Origin of the sequence: Mucilaginibacter sp. (assembly GCF_039207105.1) — a bacterium.
GTDB lineage: Bacteria > Bacteroidota > Bacteroidia > Sphingobacteriales > Sphingobacteriaceae > Mucilaginibacter.
On the sequence record NZ_JBCECK010000123.1, the window covers coordinates 1 to 15739 of the forward strand.

Sequence of the window (15739 nt, forward strand, 5' to 3'; positions counted from 1 at the left end):
AACCAATTATGAACGAGTTTACCTTAGGTGTTGAAGAAGAATTTATGGTGATTGACCCCGTATCGAGGGAACTGAAATCGCATGAGCAAAAAATTGTGGATAGTGCCCAAAAGATCCATGAAGACCAGGTAAAGGCCGAAATGCACCAGGCCGTGGTTGAGGTGGGCACCCACATTTGCCGCAATACCCAGGAGGCCCGCGCCGAGGTGGGCAAGCTGCGCACCACCGTGGCCCAGTTGGCCGGTGATATTGGTTTGCGCATTGGCGCGGCAGGCACCCACCCTTTTTCGCACTGGCAGCATCAGTTGATTACAGATCATCCGCGGTATTTTGAAATTGTTGATGAAATGCAGGAAGCCGCCCGTTCAAATCTCATTTTTGGCTTACATGTACATGTGGGCATCCAATCGCGGGATATGGCTATACACATTGCCAACCAGGTGAGGTATTTTTTACCCCATGTGTTTGCGCTGTCCACTAATTCACCTTTTTGGGAGGGGCGCAATACCGGCTTCAAATCGTTCCGCACCAAGGTGTTTGATAAATTTCCGCGTACCGGCATACCTGATGTTTTCAGCAGCGTGGAGGAGTATGATAGCTATATTAAGCTGCTGGTAAAAACCAACTGTATTGATAATGCTAAAAAAATATGGTGGGATATCCGCGTACACCCCTTTTTTGAAACTATTGAGTTTCGTATTTGCGATTGCCCTATGCTGGTTGATGAAACCATTGCTTTTACCGCTCTGTTCCAGGCACTGTGTGCTAAGCTTTATAAACTAAGGCAGCAAAACATGAAGTTTATCACCTACTCACGTGCCCTCATTAATGAAAATAAATGGCGGGCGGCACGTTATGGTATCGACGGTAAGATGATCGACTTTGGTAAAGAAATGGAGGTGAATACCCGTTCGCTGGTTTTGGAACTATTGGACTTTGTTGATGATGTGGTTGATGATCTGGGTTCGCGCGACGACCTGCAATACGTGCATAAAATACTGGAACACGGCACCGGGGCCGACAGGCAGTTAGCCATTTACCAACAAAATAATAACTTTGCAGACGTGGTAGACTATATTACCTCGCAAACTTTAAAGGGATTATAAGAGGTTATGCGAAATGAAAGATTGAATTTGCTGCTTAGAAAAAATGCGGGCAGATTTAAGTTAAAGGATTACGAACAATTTTTTATCAACTTAAATCTAAAGGATTTAGAGTACATCGACTTAGAACAATCAGATAAAGTATTGGATAGTATAAAGCAATTATTTCCGATAGTCAAAAGTGATGATGAGATGATTGAAGGTAACGCAACATTAAAAGATTCAAAACTTTTATTTGAAACATTCAACTCCATAAACGAAAACGATTTGTGCTATATTTTCGTTGACGAGGTTGAGATATGTGGAATGTTTAAAGCTAATACTCAATCTTCGCTTTATAAATGTTTGGAAGCAGCAAAGTCTACTTATCAAAATACTTTTTTTTTAACCGATTGCGATTTCAAATTTTCCTTTACTATAAACTATTATGACGAGGAAGATAGATATGATAAAGACAAATTTGATATTCAAAGACGCACTCGTATTTAACAAAATAAAATAAAGCTAATATGGCAACAACTAAACCGGAAATCAGGGTAGCGATACTTGATCTTTATGATGGGATAGCAAACGAGGGGATGCGCGGTTTCCAGGATATTTTAAACATTTACAAAACACAACACGGTCTGAATTTAAGCTACAGCATTTTTGACGTGCGCAAGCGCTGCGAAATGCCAGGAACAGATTTTGACATTTATATTTCAAGCGGAGGCCCCGGCGATCCGCTGATCAGCGAAGGTACCGAGTGGGAGAAAAAATACTTTAACCTCACCGATAAACTGGAAGATCATAACCAGGGTAACCATACTGACAAAAAGCATATGCTGTTCGTGTGCCACTCTTTTCAGCTCATGTGCCGCCATTATAAACTGGGTGATATTAATATGCGCCGCTCGCCTTCATTTGGGGTATTGCCGGTAAACAAAACTTTGGCTGGTACCGATGAACCTATTTTGGCAGGCCTTGCCAATCCTTTTTACGCGGTCGACTCGCGCAGCTGGCAGGTGATCAACCCCGATGAAAAACGTTTTGCAGAATTGGGCATGCAGCTGGTATCTATCGAAAAAGAACGCCCGCACATTGATCTGCCACGGGCCATGATGGCCATCCGTTATAATGATTACTTTTTTGCAACGCAGTTTCACCCCGAGGCAGGTACCACCGGTATGAAAACCCTGTTGTTGAAGGATGAGAAAAAACAGGAAGTAGTAAACGAGCATGGCGAGGCAAAATACAACGAAATGCTCGACCGCCTGAACGATCCGGATAAATTAACCCATACCCGGCAAACCCTGATACCTAATTTTCTGGATCAGGCAGTATTGAGCCTTCAGGGCGTAATGTAACAGCTTTAAGAAACCATATTTTGAATGAGCTGTTGGTTCAGGTAAACCAGCAGGTCATTCAAACTTTTCATTCTTTGGGCCGTAAGGACGTCATCGGAATTAAAGAAACGGTAAAAATTCCAGTCCAGGCAATCTATAAGGGCAAGCAACATGCTGGTGGTGAAAACATATTCGCCTGTAGCATAAGGCACAGGACATAGTGAAACACCACAGGTTTCGTCAGCAAAGCTGAGAAAGAAATCGTTGTGTATGCTTTGTTCTATTTCTATTATATATGCCTTCTCCGCCATTGCCATTGTTGTTTTTTCAGGACACCATTTAGTGACTTAAAGCCTGCTGCAGTTTATTCAGCGTAGCATCATCGCCACTTATATAGTAATCCATATTGGTATAACTATAATGCACATTATAGTTTTTGCGCTTTATAAGGCCTAAAAGAACCTTTTCAAATTGCGCTTTTCCTACTTTAAGTAATCGTCCAAATCCCATAGTCATTAAGTTTAGAGTAAAACTAAATCAAATATGATGCCCATTTTGCCCTCATACTCAGAGTTCTACTATTAGATTTTTTTATTATTCAAGTTTTGCCGATATACTACCCGCTTTTCATCTCAATGTCATAAACTAAATTAAACATCAGATGTTTAATTTAAAACATCATATCTTTGTAGTGTTAAATTCATCGTTATGGAAAAAAGAGAATCGCTTAGCAACCGTGTTATCAAGCTCATCAAAAATGACATTGCGCAGGGTAAGTTCAAGTTTAATGAAAAAATACCCGCCGAACCTGAATTAATGCAATTGTACGGCGTAGGCCGATCATCTATCAGGGAAGCTATTAAAACACTGGCCACAGCAGGCATATTAAAAGTACAGCAGGGCTCGGGTACTTTTGTAAACTCATCTGTAAACACAGAAACTATTGAACAACGCCTGAAACGTGCTGATTTTGACCAGATCAACGCTGTACGTAAATTATTAGAGGGCGAAATAGTAAAGCTGGCAGCAGAAAATAATTCGTTGGTGCATATTGCCCAAATTGAGCAAAGCCTTGAAAACCGCAAACTGGCTATACAATCAGAAAATCGCCAGGCCTGCGTTGATGCCGACATCGCTTTTCACATGGCCATAGCGCATGCCTCCCTCAATAACGTGCTGGCCGATCTTTACGAAAGCTTCACCCTCATCATCCGCGATTTCTTTTCAAAACGGGAAGCACAGGGTATCGGCCACTTCGCCATGAGCCATCACTTACATGAGCAGTTGTTTAAAGCCATCAAGGCTCAAAAAGTTAAACAAGCGGGCCAACTGATACAGCAAATTTTAGATAATAATTATTAATACTTTCATCATGACCATACTAACATTCACTTTGATTTTATTGGCCGGGGCCTACCTGGCCGGTTTGGTTGGCTCGCTTACCGGTTTAGGCGGCGGGGTAGTTGTTATACCATTGCTAACCCTTGTATTCCATGTAGATATACGATATGCCATTGGTGCGGCATTGCTGGCATCAATAGCCAATTCGTCGGGTGCGGCCAGTGCTTATATTAAGGAGGGCATTACCAATATACGCCTGGGCATGTTTTTGGAAATGGCCACCACTGTAGGCGCGGTATGCGGGGCTTTAATTGCCGTATATACGCCAACTAATACCATAGCTATATTATTTGGCGCCATATTGCTGTTCTCGGCAGCCATGACGCTCAGAAAAAAGAATATGGCAGCCATAACTGAGGGCAGCAAACTATCCTACAAATTAAAACTAAACAGCAGCTATCCTACCAAAGACGGCGAGGTGGAGTATAAACTTAAAAATGTAGGTGCAGGTTTTTCTATCATGACCTTAGCCGGCGTTTTATCAGGGCTTTTAGGTATTGGTTCAGGCGCGCTAAAGGTGTTGGCGATGGATTCAACCATGCGCATCCCTTTTAAGGTGAGTACTACTACCAGTAATTTCATGATCGGTGTCACTGCTGCGGCCAGTGCTATAGTATACCTGCAAAGAGGCTATATGGATCCAGGCATCGCTTTCCCGGTAATGTTAGGCGTGTTAGGCGGGGCTTTCACCGGTTCCAAATTACTTACTCGGATGGACCCTAAAGTACTTAAATATATCTTTTGCGTTGCCATCACTTTTGTTGCCGTCGAAATGATATTTAACGGCTATAATCACAAATTTTAAAACCTATCGTCATGAAAAAGATACTTTCAAAAACATTGGACCCTGATCAGGATATTGAAAAATTGATTGGTTACCTGCTCAGGTATGGTGTAGTAACCGCGAGCCTGATTGTGCTTATAGGCGGTATAATTTATTTGTTCCAGTACCAACACAGCGCCATTCCACACTACCATGTATTCATTGGTGAAAAGGCAGGCTTTACTACCTTCGGGCAAATACTTAGCGGTGCAGAATCATTTAACGCGAAGGGCATTATTCAGTTGGGCGTTTTAGTACTGATAGCCACCCCCATTTTGCGCATATTTTTTTCGCTGGTAGGTTTCGTGTTTGAAAAAGATAAGCTCTACATTCTGATAACCCTTGTTGTATTAAGCGTAATGCTGTTTAGCATTTTTGGCGGGTTAAAGGTGTAAGGGGAATTGTTAGTGACAATAGGGATAAAAAGTGAAGGTAGGTGCGATTCCCTCCCCTGGGAGGGTGTAGGGAGGTGTTTTATTGGACGCGGTTATTCATTGAAATGTCTTATAAACCCCTCCCTGCCATTGCACAATTCCCCCCCTCCCCGGGGAGGGAATTAAAAACCATCCGTAAACTTATGATGACAACACCAAACAATATCAAAAAAGAGACGCGTGTGATGCGTCTCTATGATACCTTTTGCAGAAACACATTACATGTGTCTCTTTTGCTTATTAAATAGTTACTTACTCTCCGTATTAAACAGTTTTGATTTATCAACCTTTTCAACAATCATGCCATCGGCCAATGTTTTTGATATGGCCGAATATGGGGCAGATACCACTTCGTCGCCGCCTTTTAAACCAGATAAGATCTGTATATAAGTATCATTCTGAATACCTGTGGTTACTTGCACCTGTTTCAGCTTGCCCGCATTGTATATAAACACATACTCTTTTGCCGGGGCACTAATGGCAGGTTTGTTTTTATCATCATCCTTAGCTGGCGGGCCATTGGTTTCCTTTTTTTCGTCACGGGTAGTTACAGACTGGATAGGAACCGACATGGCTTTAACGTGATTGGTGTTGATATCAACCGTAGCTGTTAATCCCGGGCGGAAAGGTGAAGGATTATCAACCGTCTTTTTCAATAAATTGGCGTAAGAATTGGCATCTATACGCACTTTCACGGTAAAGTTAGTCACCTGATCGGCAGTGGTACCTATTACGTTGGCCGAGCTCCCGATCTCAATTACAGAGCCGTTAAATTTTTTACCCAGGAACGCGTCGATCTCAATATTAGCTCCATCACCTAACGAAATGCGGTTGATATCGTTTTCGTTCACATCAACATTTACATCCATTTTGCTCAGGTCAGATATGGTCATGATCTCGGTACCGGCAAATTGCTGGGTACCCAGTACACGCTCACCTTTCTCAATCAGCAGTTTTGACACCACACCATCAACCGGAGAATATAAACTTGTTTTAGCCAGGTTATCCTGAGCTTCTTTAACCGATGCTGATGACTGCAGCAAGCCAAACTGTGCCCCTACCAGGTTTTGCCTGGCGGCTTCTAAACTGGCTTTGGCGTTTTCATAACTGGCTTTGGCATTATCATATTCGGATACGGTAAGCACCTTGCTGTCAAAAAGAGTTTTACTGCGTTTAAAAATAGCTTCCTGGTTAACAAATGTTGCTTCAGCCTGCTTTAACATCTGGGCCGAGTTGCCTACGCTGGCTTTCTGGGTACTGTATGATGCCACAGCCCTGTCATAGCCCGATTTTAATATATCCGGGCGTACACGGCAAACCAGCTGGCCTTTTTTAACCACATCACCCTCCTTTATAGGTAGTTCCACAACCTCGCCAGATACTTCTGATGTTATTTTAACCTCCACGTGTGGTTTTATTTTTCCGCTGGCTGATACGGTTTCATCTATTTCGCGCACATCAGCTTTTTCAGTAGCTATCTGGGTTAGGGTTGGTTTACCAATTAAACCGGTAGCTTTTGCTATGATAAGCAGCACAACTATTGCTCCCAGGCCAATCAAAATATATTTAGTAGTTTTTCCCATGACTATGCGATTGGATATTTCTTATGATGTTTTAAATTATGCTTATTGATTAAAGCGTTATTGCGTTACCCAGGTAATAATCAATTACCTTACTCCTGAATATCAACTGATATTTAGCCTCGATCATATCAAACTGCGATTTGTTCAGATTGGTTAATGAGGTATTATAATCAAGCGAGTTAACCAAACCTACTGTAAAACGTTGCTGTGTAATATTAAATGCGTCTTTGTTGGCATTATAAGTTTGCGTGGTTGATGTAAATTTCTTTTCAGCCGCACGCAGGTCCCAAACTGCCTGGTAAATAATTTTACTTAGGTTATTACGAGCCAGCTGAGCAGTTACCTCGGCATTTTGCGCTTGTATTTTTGCCTTACGTACAGAGGTACGTGCACTGAACTGACCAAAAATAGGGATCTTTAAACTTACACCGGCTGCCTGGTTAAAGTTGTCGCCAAATTGTGTAAAAAGCGGATTGGCTTTGAATAAACTTTGGGCAACTGGTGCAACAACTACCTGCTGTGTGTTTTGAACAATACCAATTGGACTAAACTGCCCGGTGAGTGCGGTATTGTACGGAACATTTTTAGCACCTGAATAGTATGAACCCGCCTGGCCAAACAATGTAACGGTAGGATAATAAGCAGCCCGGGCAACTCTGATAGCTTGCTCGTATGATTTCTGCTGAATTTCGGCAAGCAATACATCAGGGTTTACCGTTAAAGCTGTTTTTAGTATATCCTGTGGGTCGTACAGTGTTTTAATATCATTCATTTTGCCGATATCCGGTTTTTCAACAGCTATTTCGGTAGCCGGGTTCATTTCCATGTATTGCTTTAAAGTAAGCATAGATAACTCCAGCTGGTTTTCTGAATTGGTATAATCCAGTTCAGAGGTTGAAACCTGGGCTTTGGCTTGCGACAGATCGGCCAGGGTTTGATTACCTACGTTAAAGTTTTTTTGCGCACGGTCTAAAGTCAGCTTTGAAATTTCAATTTGCTGTTTTGAGGCCTGCACCAGATCCTGGTTGGTTAACACCTGTAAAAACGTAGTAACCACGTTCAGTATTAAATCATTCTTAACTTTGGCGGTAGAAGTTTTATTGGCATCAAGCAATATTTTGTTTTGAATTACCTGATTACGCAACTGCCCACCCTGAAACACAGTAATTTGAGCGGTTACGTTACCGTTTATGGCAAATATACGCTGGTTAATGAACTGGTTGGTAGATGGGTCAATATTACGGCCAAAATTGAATGTTCCCTGCGGATTTGCAGAAACGTTGGGTAATTGATTGTATTTTGACTGTTTCAGATCTTCATCAGACAAGGCTTCGGTAAACTGAGCCTGCTTAATGGTGAGGTTACGCTCAAGGGTTAGGTCTATTGCTTTCTGTAAGGTAATTACTTCCTGGGCTTTAGCATGAAAACTGAGTGCCGAAAACAGAAAAGTGCAAACGAGAGTTGTTTTTACGGGTAGTGATAGTTTTGGTTTCATAAAGTTTTTCTGCTACAATGGTAAGCATCGGATGCTTACCTTGCAATGTTCATTTTTGTTTATTTTTAAATTAAACATTTAACTCTCGATTTTTATATGTATCTGGTTAAAACACCCTGGTTGCTTAAAAAGCTATATCCCGAACTTATATGGAAAATTAACCGACCAACTAACCGCTGCATTTATCTCACTTTTGACGATGGCCCTATACCAATTGTTACAACACACATATTAAATATTTTAAAACAATATAATGCGAAAGCCACCTTTTTTTGTATAGGCGATAATGTGAACAAGCATCCCGATATTTTTGAGCAGTTAACCAACGATGGCCATGCCATAGGCAATCACACCTACAATCATTTAAAAGGCTGGAAAACAGATACCGAAACCTACCGGGATAATTTTTTACTGGCCGATGAAGTATTGAACACTCCGCTTTTTCGCCCCCCTTACGGCCGCATTAAAAGACAACAAATTAAAGCGCTGCAAACCGTCCGGCCGGATATTAAAATATTGATGTGGGATGTACTAAGCGGCGATTTTGATATTAACCTAAGCCCCAAGGCCTGCCTGCAAAATGTATTGAAGCATACCGAACCCGGCTCTATCATTGTTTTTCACGATAGCCTGAAGGCTTATGACCGGGTTAAGTACGTTTTACCGAAAGCTTTGGAAGCCTGGAGTAAGGCGGGATATGAGTTTGGGGTATTGAAATAACGGATAAAATGTATTTTAGCAAAAAAAATATATGAAACCTCATCTTTGGATTGACAAAATAACCTTCAAAAATGACTACAATCTTAATCTTAAAAAAAACTCTATAAATGTTTTTGTAGGTCCTAATAATACAGGCAAAAGTGCCATACTAAAGGATATTGACTCCCTATTGTCAAATGTGAGTTCAAGCAAAATTTTAGTAAAAACGTTATCTATAAATGTACCTTTTGATGAAAATACATTTTTGGGTTATTTAGAACAATTTCCAATTCATGAAAGCGCATTTTTCACTACAATTGGAGGAAGATTGCACAAAGCTAACACTAATTACGCGTTTGGTCATTTAACCAGCCGTTTGGGAGACGCAAAACCTTTTTTTGCACAACAACTATTTACCAGTCAAAGACTTGATGGGATATCACCGCCTCAAAATATAAATCGCCTCACCGCTCCTCCTCAGCACGCTATTCATATTATACAAAGAAGAGATAGCATGGAGTTTAAATTTAATAGCTATTTCAAAAACGCTTTCGGAAAAGATATAATTGTAAATAGAGGAGCCGGTAGCTTAGTTCCACTACATGTCGGTAAAGCTCCGGAATACGATGCTATCAATGATCGCGTATCTGAAAAATATTTAGATGAATTATCGAAGCTTCCTTTGTTACATGAGCAAGGAGATGGCATGAAAAGTTTTACGAACGTTTTTTTAAATTTATATGCAAGAGATATGTCGATTAATATAGTAGATGAACCAGAAGCTTTCCTGCATCCACCGCAAGCCAAGCTCCTTGGTCAAATGATTTCTAAAGAACTGGATTTGGATAAGCAATTCTTTATTGCTACCCATAGCGAACATTTTTTAAAAGGATTATTAGATTACGCTGGCGAGCGATTAAATATTATCCGAATACAGAGAGAAAATGATATAAATACATACTCATTACTGCAAAATGATGAAATTAAGAATATATGGAGTGACTCGCTACTTAGACATTCCAATATTTTAGATGGCTTGTTTCATTCAGAAGTAGTAGTATGTGAAAGCGATTCCGATTGCCGTTTTTTTTCAGCTATTCTAACCTCTATATCAGAAGCTAAAGGCGACACAGCACCTGACATTTTATTCGTTCAATGTGGAGGTAAACATCGTTTCCCAATAGTAATTAATGCTTTACAAAAAATAAATGTTCCGTTAAAAGTAATTTGTGATTTTGATCTGTTCAATAATGAAAATCCAATTAGATATATGTTTGAAGGCTTTGGTGGAAATTGGCTTGATATTGAGAAAAATTTCAGAATAGTAAAAAATGCTATTGATAAAAAGAAACCAGAATTAGATAGATCGGATTTAAAAGAAGCCATAGAATCAATTTTTACTGAGATTACTGAAAAGACCGTTTCCGACAATGACATATCAAGAATTAAAGATAAGCTCAAAAAAGCCTCACCGTGGTCTGAAGCTAAATTAAATGGAAAATCGTTTATTCCATCCGGAGAAGCGACAAGAGCCTATAACGAACTAAATACTGCATTAGAAGCCAAAGGTATTTTTGTCCTTGATATTGGAGAGATTGAAGCTTTTGATAAAAGTTTTGCACTTCACGGACCAAAATGGGTAAATAAAGTCTTGGAAAAAGATATTCTTAATAACCCTGATTTGCAATTAGCAAGAGACTTCGTAAAAAATAAAATAATGACCTCAATAGCTTAGCGTACCTTGTGGTTATAATGATGTAAGTTTAGCCCTGTCAGGCCAAGAGTTCAAAGCTATTGGGAGCGTATAATTCTATTCATTCTTTAATTCTGTAAATCCCAATTCATAAAAATTTACTTATACCATTTCAACGCCTTTTGCTGCATATTTTTTACAAAGTCGTTCTTGGCATCATTGTAGCTTATCATATTGTCAAACTCGGCTTTGGATATCTCTTGCTTAATCCGGCAATAAGCATCACGTTCGTTTGGATGAGCAGCCAGGTAATCCCTGAAAGCAATATGTCTAATCCAATCATCAGTATCCTTTACAAAGGTATGGATGTGGGTTAAAGAGGTTAACCCCTGCTTAACCGTGGGACTATCACCTACATCAATAAGAGATGGTACTGTTCTCCCGTCATCACTTTTGTATCTGCAGAAATAACGCCTTTCTGGCCAATCGGGTTCATACATTCTTACGTAGGTGTACTCCTGCCGCATAGGTTCAATGGTTTTATCCAGATCATCGGCATTTTTTACCCCGATCATGATATCAATGATCGGTTTAGCGCAAAGCCCGGGTACAGATGTGCTGCCAATATGGACAATAACCGGATGTAAAAATGCCAGTATGTTGTTGATCTGTTCCTTTTCACGGGCAAACATTGCAGGCCAGCTATCCTGGTATTCGGTTATCGTTATTTTCATAAAAGCGAATTAAGGGAAAAAGCATATTTATATTGGATATTTTTTTATTGTTAGCCCTGCAAGAAACAAAACGGTTGTCATTTCGAGGGAGCATGAGAGGGAATGCGGATAACGCGAAAGAGAAATCTTTTGCGCTTAGAGATTGCATTGTGCAGAATATTGCTCCTTCTTCCTCGTCGAAATAACCATCTTCTATTTCATTCAAACAACAGCAACGACCTACCAAATTCAATTCTGTAAATTCTTCAATTCTGCAAATTCTGATTCAGACGCCTGCTTCTATTTAGAACCTCTCCAAATAACATTTACCCGATTGACTAACAGGTTTTAGGTGTAATTTTTGTAAATTCGCCGCACTGAGTTCACATCGTGAATTTGGTGGTAATTTCTTTTACTTTTCACCTAAAAATCAAATACAAATGGCTTTTGATTTAGATATGATCAAAAAAGTTTACGACCGCTACAGCACCCGTGTGGATGCTGCCCGCAAAGCGACCGGTAAACATCTTACTTTAACCGAAAAAATATTATACGCCCACCTTTCTGAAGGCGATGCTCAAAAAGCATTTAGCCGTGGAGTAGATTATGTTGATTTTGCACCAGACCGCGTGGCCATGCAGGATGCAACAGCGCAAATGGCATTGCTGCAATTTATGCAAGCTGGTCGCCCGCAGGTTGCTGTACCCTCTACCGTACACTGCGATCACCTTATACAAGCAAAAGTTGGCGCCGTTGCCGATTTAAATACAGCCGTTGACGTAAACCGTGAGGTTTATGATTTCCTGGCTTCGGTTTCTGATAAATATGGTATTGGTTTCTGGAAAGCCGGTGCAGGTATCATTCATCAGGTTGTTTTAGAAAATTACGCTTTCCCGGGCGGTATGATGATCGGTACAGATTCACATACGCCTAACGCGGGTGGTTTAGGTATGATCGCCATTGGTGTTGGCGGTGCCGATGCCTGCGACGTAATGGCTGGTTTACCCTGGGAGCTTAAATTCCCTAAACTGATCGGTGTTAAGTTAACCGGTAAACTTTCTGGCTGGACATCAGCAAAAGACGTGATATTAAAAGTGGCTGGTATACTTACCGTAAAAGGTGGTACCGGTGCTATCGTTGAATATTTTGGCGAAGGTGCACGTTCACTTTCAGCTACAGGTAAAGGTACCATTTGTAACATGGGTGCTGAGATTGGCGCTACAACCTCTATCTTCGGATATGATGAAAAAGCTGCTGCTTACCTTTCAGGTACTAAACGTGGTGACATTGCTGAATTAGCAAACGCTATTGCTGAACACTTGACCGGCGACGAAGAAGTTTATGCTAATCCTGAGCAATATTTTGATCAGGTGATCGAAATTAACCTGAGCGAGTTGGAACCACATGTAAACGGTCCGTTCACTCCGGATCTGGCATGGCCCATCTCTAAATTTGCTACCGCTGTTAAAGAAAACAACTGGCCTGCGAAATTAGAAGTTGGTTTGATCGGTTCTTGTACCAACTCATCATACGAGGATATTACCCGTTCTGCATCTATAGCGAAACAGGCTATCGATAAAAAATTAAAAACCAAAGCTGAGTTCACCATTACTCCGGGATCTGAGCTGGTACGCTACACTGTTGAACGCGACGGTTACTTAGATACTTTTGGTGATATGGGCGGTGTGGTATTGGCTAACGCCTGCGGACCATGTATTGGTCAATGGGCCCGTCATACAGACGACCCTACCCGCAAAAACTCTATCATCACTTCGTTTAACCGTAACTTCGCTAAACGCCAGGATGGTAACCCTAATACACACGCTTTCGTAGCATCTCCGGAAATTGTTACCGCGTTTGCTATCGCAGGTGATTTAACTTTCAACCCATTAACTGATACCCTTACCAACGAAGCCGGCGAACAAGTTAAGTTTGACGAGCCACAAGGTATTGAAATGCCGGTTAAAGGTTACGCCGTTGAAGATGCAGGCTATCAGGCCCCGGCCGAAGATGGCAGCACAGTTCAGGTTATTGTTGATCCAAAGTCATCACGTCTGCAATTGTTAGAGCCATTTACTCCTTGGGAAGGTACCGACATTAAAGGCCTGAAACTGTTAATTAAAGCTAAAGGCAAGTGTACAACAGATCATATCTCTATGGCTGGTCCATGGTTGAAATTCCGCGGTCACCTGGATAACATCTCTAACAACATGCTTATCGGTGCTATCAACTATTTTAACAACACTGCTGATAGCGTTAAAAATGAAATAACCGGCGAATATGGTCCTGTACCTGCCACCCAGCGCGATTACAAGGCGCATGGCATCGGTACCATTGTAGTAGGCGATGAAAACTATGGCGAAGGTTCATCACGTGAGCATGCGGCTATGGAGCCACGTCACCTGGGCGTTCGTGCCATATTGGTAAAATCATTTGCCCGTATCCACGAAACCAACCTTAAAAAACAAGGTATGTTGGGTATCACCTTTGCTGATACTAACGACTACGATAAAATTCAGGAAGATGACGTTATCGACATTGACGGCTTAACTACTTTTGCCCCAGGCCAACAGTTAACCGTTGTATTGAACCACAAAGATGGTTCGGTAGAGTCGTTCCCGGTAAACCACACTTACAATGCACAGCAAATTGAGTGGTTTAAAGCCGGTGGCGCGCTGAACATTATCCGCAAACAAATGGCATCGTAATTATTTCGGATATCGAAATTTCTATTTCGGAATGTTGAATATTTAAAAAGCCTCCTGATAAGGGAGGCTTTTTTTGTGAAGATAAATTGTGACCGGGAGACAACAGAATTAAAAATAAGTTTCTAATTTTGAGCTAATTACCCAAAACCTTATGGCATTATTTAACATCGTTAAAAGAAGAAAATACAGCTTTGAAATTCTTTTAAAAAAAGCTGTTATTGACCCTGCTTATCGTACTGAGCTTTATGAAAGAATATTAACTGAAAAACTATTTGTTATTCATAATACTAATACAATTCCCGAGGGATATTCTATTACAACTCAAGGTACAAAGGTCCAGATCGTAAAGTTAAAAAATCATAAAATACCCATATTTACATCAACGAACAGGATTTTCGATGAAGGAATAATTAAAGAGCAGGTAAATTTTCTGGAACTTACGGGCGAAAGCCTTCTTAAAGCCCTAAGAGATAAAACACTAATATTAAACCCTTATTCTGAGTATGCCAAGGAGATTCTTCCTGAAGAAATTGAAAGAATACTCGATGGCACCATTAACTCATAATAACCTCCTCTTAGCTGATCCCTAATTCAAATATGTTCTCAATGATACGATGAGCGTACCTGCTGGATACATTTTGAATAAAATCCGGAAAATCAATAGATGAATTTTCATTACACTCATCTGAAATTATCCGGATAACTACAAAAGGCACCTCATACTCGTAACAAACCTGGGCCACCGCAGCACCTTCCATTTCTACACATAAGGTTTCAGGGAGTGCGGCGTGCAATGTTTCTTTATCTTCCTGACTGGCAAAAAACTTATCGCCGCTGGCAATATCGCCCGTATACAAACGTGGGGCATTTAACCCAAAGCGTTCAATTTCTTCCTGACTGATAAATGCTTTGATACCATTATTAAACATGGTTTCAACTGCCTGCTGCGCCACCGCAAGGTGCCTTGGCTCTGTTTCTAAATAGCCGAGACCTAATAAAGGTAATTCAAACCGGGGCATTAAAGGCCGGGCATCCATATCATGCTGAATAAGGCGGGCGGCTATAACGGCATCGCCTATTTTTAGTTTAGGGTCAACAGCTCCGGCCACACCGATAAATATCAGGTCGGTAATATTAAAGCGGGTGATCAGGCTTGTAACTGTTGTGGCGGCTGCAACCTTGCCCCATCTCGAGAAAACCAGCACTGTTTTAATTCCGTTGATAGTCCCTGTATAATATGTTCTTTTGCCGAAAGAGAACTCCTCCACACTGGTCATTAGTTCAAGCACACTGTTGATCTCTTCGTGCATGGCACCCATTATGCCAATTACTTTTTCATTCATAGGTAAATTCATTTTTATAGATAGTATATTAACTCCTCTTTAGGGAGCAGGAGGACTCTTCTTCACTCTTTTCAGCACCAGCAAATTCTGCCCGTTAAGACTGTACCCGCTAATGTTCTTTTGGTAAAGGTTAACCAGTTTATCATAGTAAAGCACCACCACCGGTGATTGATCCATCATAATTTGATCCATTTGTTGATACAGGGCATACCTTGCAGAATCATTTTTCACATGGTAGGTTTGCTCAAACAAAGCATCAAACTGTTTATTGTTAAAGCCGGTATAATTAGGCCCATAAGGTATTTTGTTTTTGGAGTAAAACACCGACAAATAGTTTTCCCCGTCGGGATAGTCGGCTATCCATTGGCCGTAAAAAAAGTTAATACCGTTTTTTGATACCAATTCGCGCAGGCTCGCAC

Annotated in this window: 16 protein-coding genes and 1 pseudogene; 10 read left to right on the plus strand and 7 right to left on the minus strand. The window is 40.9% G+C overall.

The window, feature by feature from the left end:
* The 3 genes from AAGC65_RS19560 to AAGC65_RS19570 form a co-directional block, all read left to right on the plus strand.
* Positions 1 to 1106 (plus strand): carboxylate-amine ligase (locus AAGC65_RS19560; protein WP_343114149.1); only part of this gene is annotated, 1106 nt, incomplete at its 5' end.
* Between the two features lie 6 nt (positions 1107 to 1112).
* Complete coding sequence (locus AAGC65_RS19565; protein WP_343114150.1) at positions 1113 to 1592, plus strand: hypothetical protein; 480 nt, start codon at positions 1113 to 1115, stop codon at positions 1590 to 1592.
* Between the two features lie 20 nt (positions 1593 to 1612).
* On the plus strand, positions 1613 to 2449 hold the full coding sequence (locus AAGC65_RS19570) for a glutamine amidotransferase-related protein (RefSeq protein ID WP_343114151.1): 837 nt from the start codon (positions 1613 to 1615) through the stop codon (positions 2447 to 2449).
* Between the two features lie 5 nt (positions 2450 to 2454).
* Here AAGC65_RS19570 and AAGC65_RS19575 read toward each other — a convergent pair whose 3' ends face one another.
* On the minus strand, positions 2455 to 2739 hold the full coding sequence (locus AAGC65_RS19575) for a hypothetical protein (protein ID WP_343114152.1): 285 nt from the start codon (positions 2737 to 2739) through the stop codon (positions 2455 to 2457).
* A 28-nt stretch (positions 2740 to 2767) separates the two neighbouring features.
* On the minus strand, positions 2768 to 2938 hold the full coding sequence (locus tag AAGC65_RS19580) for a hypothetical protein (RefSeq protein WP_343114153.1): 171 nt from the start codon (positions 2936 to 2938) through the stop codon (positions 2768 to 2770).
* Positions 2939 to 3136: 198 nt separating this feature from the next.
* On the opposite strand from AAGC65_RS19580, the gene AAGC65_RS19585 reads away from it, so the two are divergent.
* The 3 genes from AAGC65_RS19585 to AAGC65_RS19595 are packed head-to-tail and all read left to right on the plus strand — an operon-like array spanning position 3137 to position 5047.
* Complete coding sequence (locus AAGC65_RS19585; RefSeq protein ID WP_343114154.1) at positions 3137 to 3790, plus strand: FCD domain-containing protein; 654 nt, start codon at positions 3137 to 3139, stop codon at positions 3788 to 3790.
* A 10-nt stretch (positions 3791 to 3800) separates the two neighbouring features.
* Positions 3801 to 4634 carry a sulfite exporter TauE/SafE family protein gene (locus tag AAGC65_RS19590; protein WP_343114155.1) on the plus strand — a complete coding sequence of 278 codons (834 nt, stop codon included), beginning with the start codon at positions 3801 to 3803 and terminating at the stop codon, positions 4632 to 4634.
* Between the two features lie 11 nt (positions 4635 to 4645).
* Positions 4646 to 5047, plus strand: coding sequence for a DUF1634 domain-containing protein (locus AAGC65_RS19595; protein ID WP_343114156.1), 402 nt, complete (start codon positions 4646 to 4648; stop codon positions 5045 to 5047).
* A 287-nt stretch (positions 5048 to 5334) separates the two neighbouring features.
* Here the strand turns inward: AAGC65_RS19595 and AAGC65_RS19600 are convergent, their stop codons facing one another.
* Both AAGC65_RS19600 and AAGC65_RS19605 read right to left on the minus strand, forming a co-directional pair.
* The gene (locus AAGC65_RS19600; RefSeq protein WP_343114157.1) at positions 5335 to 6669 is read right to left on the minus strand and encodes an efflux RND transporter periplasmic adaptor subunit; all 1335 of its coding nucleotides are present in this window, start codon (positions 6667 to 6669) and stop codon (positions 5335 to 5337) included.
* 49 nt (positions 6670 to 6718) lie between these two features.
* Positions 6719 to 8164, minus strand: coding sequence for a TolC family protein (locus tag AAGC65_RS19605; protein ID WP_343114158.1), 1446 nt, complete (start codon positions 8162 to 8164; stop codon positions 6719 to 6721).
* A gap of 96 nt (positions 8165 to 8260) precedes the next feature.
* Between AAGC65_RS19605 and AAGC65_RS19610 the strand changes: the two genes are divergently transcribed.
* Positions 8261 to 8884 carry a polysaccharide deacetylase family protein gene (locus AAGC65_RS19610; RefSeq protein ID WP_343114159.1) on the plus strand — a complete coding sequence of 208 codons (624 nt, stop codon included), beginning with the start codon at positions 8261 to 8263 and terminating at the stop codon, positions 8882 to 8884.
* A gap of 31 nt (positions 8885 to 8915) precedes the next feature.
* On the plus strand, positions 8916 to 10598 hold the full coding sequence (locus tag AAGC65_RS19615) for an AAA family ATPase (protein WP_343114160.1): 1683 nt from the start codon (positions 8916 to 8918) through the stop codon (positions 10596 to 10598).
* Positions 10599 to 10714: 116 nt separating this feature from the next.
* Here the strand turns inward: AAGC65_RS19615 and AAGC65_RS19620 are convergent, their stop codons facing one another.
* Positions 10715 to 11290 (minus strand): GrpB family protein, encoded by a 576-nt coding sequence (locus AAGC65_RS19620; protein WP_343114161.1) that lies wholly within the window; start codon positions 11288 to 11290, stop codon positions 10715 to 10717.
* Between the two features lie 419 nt (positions 11291 to 11709).
* Here AAGC65_RS19620 and AAGC65_RS19625 point away from each other — a divergent pair, with 419 nt between their 5' ends.
* Together AAGC65_RS19625 and AAGC65_RS19630 are read left to right on the plus strand one after the other, a co-directional pair.
* Positions 11710 to 13977, plus strand: coding sequence for an aconitate hydratase (locus AAGC65_RS19625; protein WP_343114162.1), 2268 nt, complete (start codon positions 11710 to 11712; stop codon positions 13975 to 13977).
* 151 nt (positions 13978 to 14128) lie between these two features.
* Positions 14129 to 14542 (plus strand): SseB family protein, encoded by a 414-nt coding sequence (locus tag AAGC65_RS19630; protein WP_343114163.1) that lies wholly within the window; start codon positions 14129 to 14131, stop codon positions 14540 to 14542.
* A gap of 10 nt (positions 14543 to 14552) precedes the next feature.
* Here the strand turns inward: AAGC65_RS19630 and AAGC65_RS19635 are convergent, their stop codons facing one another.
* Complete coding sequence (locus AAGC65_RS19635; protein ID WP_343114164.1) at positions 14553 to 15320, minus strand: 5'-methylthioadenosine/adenosylhomocysteine nucleosidase; 768 nt, start codon at positions 15318 to 15320, stop codon at positions 14553 to 14555.
* A gap of 39 nt (positions 15321 to 15359) precedes the next feature.
* Positions 15360 to 15739: pseudogene (locus AAGC65_RS19640) on the minus strand (ABC transporter substrate-binding protein); the annotation flags it as partial.

What these genes read in the sequence shown, in the direction of transcription:
- AAGC65_RS19565 (WP_343114150.1), top strand. Translation starts at nt 1,113, where the DNA reads ATGCGAAATGAAAGATTGAATTTGCTGCTTAGAAAAAATGCGGGCAGA.
- AAGC65_RS19570 (WP_343114151.1), top strand. Translation starts at nt 1,613, where the DNA reads ATGGCAACAACTAAACCGGAAATCAGGGTAGCGATACTTGATCTTTAT.
- AAGC65_RS19575 (WP_343114152.1), bottom strand. Translation starts at nt 2,739, where the DNA reads ATGGCGGAGAAGGCATATATAATAGAAATAGAACAAAGCATACACAAC.
- AAGC65_RS19580 (WP_343114153.1), bottom strand. Translation starts at nt 2,938, where the DNA reads ATGGGATTTGGACGATTACTTAAAGTAGGAAAAGCGCAATTTGAAAAG.
- AAGC65_RS19585 (WP_343114154.1), top strand. Translation starts at nt 3,137, where the DNA reads ATGGAAAAAAGAGAATCGCTTAGCAACCGTGTTATCAAGCTCATCAAA.
- AAGC65_RS19590 (WP_343114155.1), top strand. Translation starts at nt 3,801, where the DNA reads ATGACCATACTAACATTCACTTTGATTTTATTGGCCGGGGCCTACCTG.
- AAGC65_RS19595 (WP_343114156.1), top strand. Translation starts at nt 4,646, where the DNA reads ATGAAAAAGATACTTTCAAAAACATTGGACCCTGATCAGGATATTGAA.
- AAGC65_RS19600 (WP_343114157.1), bottom strand. Translation starts at nt 6,669, where the DNA reads ATGGGAAAAACTACTAAATATATTTTGATTGGCCTGGGAGCAATAGTT.
- AAGC65_RS19605 (WP_343114158.1), bottom strand. Translation starts at nt 8,164, where the DNA reads ATGAAACCAAAACTATCACTACCCGTAAAAACAACTCTCGTTTGCACT.
- AAGC65_RS19610 (WP_343114159.1), top strand. Translation starts at nt 8,261, where the DNA reads ATGTATCTGGTTAAAACACCCTGGTTGCTTAAAAAGCTATATCCCGAA.
- AAGC65_RS19615 (WP_343114160.1), top strand. Translation starts at nt 8,916, where the DNA reads ATGAAACCTCATCTTTGGATTGACAAAATAACCTTCAAAAATGACTAC.
- AAGC65_RS19620 (WP_343114161.1), bottom strand. Translation starts at nt 11,290, where the DNA reads ATGAAAATAACGATAACCGAATACCAGGATAGCTGGCCTGCAATGTTT.
- AAGC65_RS19625 (WP_343114162.1), top strand. Translation starts at nt 11,710, where the DNA reads ATGGCTTTTGATTTAGATATGATCAAAAAAGTTTACGACCGCTACAGC.
- AAGC65_RS19630 (WP_343114163.1), top strand. Translation starts at nt 14,129, where the DNA reads ATGGCATTATTTAACATCGTTAAAAGAAGAAAATACAGCTTTGAAATT.
- AAGC65_RS19635 (WP_343114164.1), bottom strand. Translation starts at nt 15,320, where the DNA reads ATGAATGAAAAAGTAATTGGCATAATGGGTGCCATGCACGAAGAGATC.